Genomic DNA, 2,229 nt, shown 5'->3' with positions numbered 1-2,229 from the left:
CGGTCTTGTCGACGTAGTAGTAGCCGCCGGTGCGGATGTCGGAAAAGGTCTGCACGCCGATGGGCAGTTTCTTGCGGTGGGCGCTGGGCACGGTGACCTCCAACCGGGGAGTCTGGGGCTATCGTAGTATGCGGAGCGCTCAGCGTTGTGAGCGAGGCAACCGCTGCTTGGTGCGCTTGAGCCAGGCCAGCATGCCGGGCGTGCTGGCAAAGACGTCGCGCATTTCTTGCCGGTAGTACCAGGCTTGGTCGGCGCCGCCGATCATCATGCCATAAGGATCGAGCTTGGGTGACTTTCGCTTGTCGGCAACCAGATAGTTCAGCACCTTGGGTAGTGCCTGGTAGGCGCTTTGCAGTGCCTGCTCGGCTTCGTGCAGGCGCCCGAGGCGGACTAGGGCGAGGACACGACCGTAGTGCGGTTCGGCCAGATGATCGTCGGGGTATTGTGTCGCCAAGTCGAGAGCGTGCTCGTTGTGGTTGGCGTGTAGCAGCGCATTGATGAGTGGAGCCCGTACGCCGAGATTGTCGGTGGGGCAGAGTGCCAGCACTCGCTGCAGCCCGGGTATGCAGTCTTCCGGCCGGGGCTGATCCAGGGCCGCCTGCATCAGCAGTCGTAGCACTGGCCGGTGTTCGATCCAGCCCCAGGGCAACTGACCGCCCTCGGGAAGCGCGGCGAGAATGTGCTCGATGACCCGCCGTGTCTGCTGGTCGAGCGCTGCGTGAAAGTCGCCCTGTTCCTGGATGACTGGTGTGCCGCTGTGGTTATCGAGCTGTTCCAGGAAGTCGGGGCTTTGCAGCAGTGCAGGATGGCGGCGAATCAGCTCAGGGTCGAGCGGGTCGGCACCATCCGGATCCTGGTAGAGCGCGGCCTCGGCTTTCTGCACCTCATGGGGCAATTCCAGCACCCATTGGCTGTGGTGGCGGTCGCTGTCGGGCGGTCCTTCATCGAAGTGGACCGGCAGCAGCGGGGCGTGCAGAGCTTCTTGCAATAGCTCGGTCAATGCTCGCACCGTGGCCTTGCTGGGGCCGAACAGCGCGAGGATGTTGTCGTCGCTCGCTTCGTCCTCGGCGCTTGCTTCGCCTGGCCATTCAGCGTCTCGGGTGCTTTCGAGTGTTGCCAGGCGGGCTTGCTCTTCGAGCAATTCAATGGCGTTGGTATCGCCTATTTCGTGAGCGATGGGCAACCATTGTTCGGCGGTTTGCCGGGCTTCTTCGTCAGCGCCCAGGTCGCGTAGGCAGGCGACCTTGAGCATGGCGGTGATCAGGTTGTCGGGTTCGAGGTGCTCGGCATGGAGTACATGGGCCAACGCTTCGTCCGAGCGCCCGTCCATCAGCGAGTGGCTGGCCAGCCACTGCAAGGCGGTGGCGGCAGCCGGCGCCTTTAGGTGGGGTAGCAGGCCAAGCAGTGTCTTTTGGCCGGCCTTGCGGTGGCCGAGGGAGTCGTAGGCCTCTCCCAACTGATAAACGGCGCGAGCCTGCAGTTCGCTTTTCGGCTTGGTTGATTCGAGCAGGCTCAGCAGTTGAGTGCGTGCCTTGCCGGGGTGGCCTTCCTGCAGCTCTCTATCTGCCACTGCGATGCGAACGGCCGCGGGGGCACTGTTGGCAGCGGCTTGGCACTGCTTGCGCGTGAACAGCGCTACCGCTTGCCAAATGATGGGGTGTTCATCTTCAGGTTCCATCAGGTAGCCGGTGAGGCGGGGCTGGCAACAGCGCTTGAACTTCTTGCCCGAACCGCAGGGGCAGGTGTCGTTGCGCTTTGGCTCCGGAAGGGGGGCCGGATGGAAATCGTGGGAAGGCAACGGCGTGGCGTTCCAGATCGAGTAGCCCAGCTCCCAATAGGGCGCTTGCGGGCTGAACCACTCGGCAAGCCCGGTGTGCTGAGCGATGTCCGGTATGGCGCGAAGGTAACGATCGGGGTCTTCATCACGCAGGATGAGTTGCAGCGAGGCGTCGACGAAGGCCTCCGATGCTTGCTTCATGGCTTCGGGAAGTTCGGGGGTGTCTGGGTGCATCGTGCAGTCTGTCATGGAAAGTGGGTTGATCCACACGGGAGTCGGTTCATCAGCCGAGCTCATGGTCGAAGGCGACGATCTGGCGCCGCTCGCGGGAGAACTCCACGCCGATGAGGTGAATCGGCTGGTTCTGGGCGCGGTATTTATCGGCGTAGCCCTTGGCCTGGATCTGTGCCAGGGCGCTGCCCTCGGGCAACTGCTCCACCACCTTGAATTCG

Annotated in this window: 2 protein-coding genes; both read right to left on the bottom strand. The window is 63.1% G+C overall.

All coding sequences use genetic code 11. From position 1 onward, the window contains the following. Window positions 1–139: 139 nt before the first annotated feature. Window positions 140–2,026, bottom strand: a complete 1,887-nt coding sequence (locus GFD32_RS11785; protein WP_163576818.1) for an SEC-C metal-binding domain-containing protein — start codon at window positions 2,024–2,026, stop codon at window positions 140–142. 34 nt (window positions 2,027–2,060) lie between these two features. Continuing rightward, on the bottom strand, window positions 2,061–2,216 hold the full coding sequence (locus tag GFD32_RS11780) for a PD-(D/E)XK nuclease domain-containing protein (protein ID WP_240455634.1): 156 nt from the start codon (window positions 2,214–2,216) through the stop codon (window positions 2,061–2,063). Between the last annotated feature and the right edge of the window lie 13 nt (window positions 2,217–2,229).

This window comes from Halomonas faecis, from assembly GCF_010993975.1.
Classification (GTDB): Bacteria; Pseudomonadota; Gammaproteobacteria; order Pseudomonadales; family Halomonadaceae; genus Halomonas; species Halomonas faecis.
Note: the sequence above shows the minus strand (reverse complement) of the source record. Positions and strands in the feature narration are given on the sequence as shown.